The sequence below is a fragment of the Phenylobacterium sp. genome, from assembly GCF_030693805.1.
GTDB lineage: Bacteria > Pseudomonadota > Alphaproteobacteria > Caulobacterales > Caulobacteraceae > Phenylobacterium.
In genome coordinates, this window is record NZ_JAUXZW010000056.1 from 1 (window position 1) to 1,055 (window position 1,055).

The window sequence follows — 1,055 nt, forward strand, 5'->3', positions numbered from 1 at the left end:
CACCGCATGTTTTGCCCTTCGGAAATCACCAGCTCCACGGAGTACACGGTCTTTTGGGAGCGGCTGGGCCGGGGGGAGTTCAATGCCGGTCGCTATCGCCGCCTGTCCAAGGATGGTCGGGCGATCTGGATTCAGGCATCTTACAACCCTATCTTGGATGCATCGGGCAAGCCCTATAAGGTTGTTAAGTTGGCCACCGACATTACACGCGACATGGTCTTGGCGGCCGAAACCAAAGGAAAACTCGACGCCATTGGGCTGTCTCAGGCTGTCATTGAGTTTGACATGCAGGGAAATGTCCTTGATGCCAACCCAAATTTCCTGCGCACCATGGGTTACACCGCAGAAGAAGTGCAGGGAAAGCATCACAGCATGTTCTGCGAATCCAACTTGGTGCAGAGCCAGGCCTATCGAGATTTCTGGGCCGACCTGGGTGAGGGAAAGTTTCAGAGTGCGCGCTACCGCCGCATCGGAAAGCATGGTGCCGAGGTCTGGATTCAGGCGACCTACAACCCCATCCGGGATGTGGATGGCAAGCCCTATAAGGTGGTGAAGTACGCTGTAGACGTGACCGCGCAGGTGTTGCGTGAACGTGCCGTATCGCAGCGGGTGGATGACATCACCGGCGTGCTCCTAACGATGAGTGGCTCTATCAAACATTTGGTGCACGGCGCGGAGCGTTCGTCGGACTTGGCGGCACAAACCCAGCGGGAAGCTGGTGAAGGCAGCCAGCTGGTACGGCGCTCGCGCGAGGCAATTCTGGCCATTGAACGTTCATCGTCTGACATTCACGAGATTGTGGACACCATCAGCGAGATCTCCAGCCAGACCCATTTGTTGGCCTTCAATGCGGCGATCGAGGCTGCACGAGCCGGCGAGCACGGCGTGGGCTTTTCGGTGGTGGCTGATGAGGTACGTAAGCTGGCCGAAAAGTCGACGCTTGCAGCCCGCGAAATTGCCAAACTGATCCACCAGACCGTGAGCCGAGTGACGGAGGGCAGCCGATTGTCAGAGGACGTGGATGCCGCATTCGCACGCATTCTGGCTGCAGTGGA

The 1,055-nt window shown here is 57.8% G+C and carries 1 protein-coding gene; it reads left to right on the top strand.

The window, feature by feature from the left end; translation table 11 throughout:
- Positions 1 to 1,055, top strand: a 1,055-nt coding sequence (locus Q8M88_RS02270) for a PAS domain-containing methyl-accepting chemotaxis protein (protein WP_305594627.1), incomplete at both ends; no start/stop codon positions are given.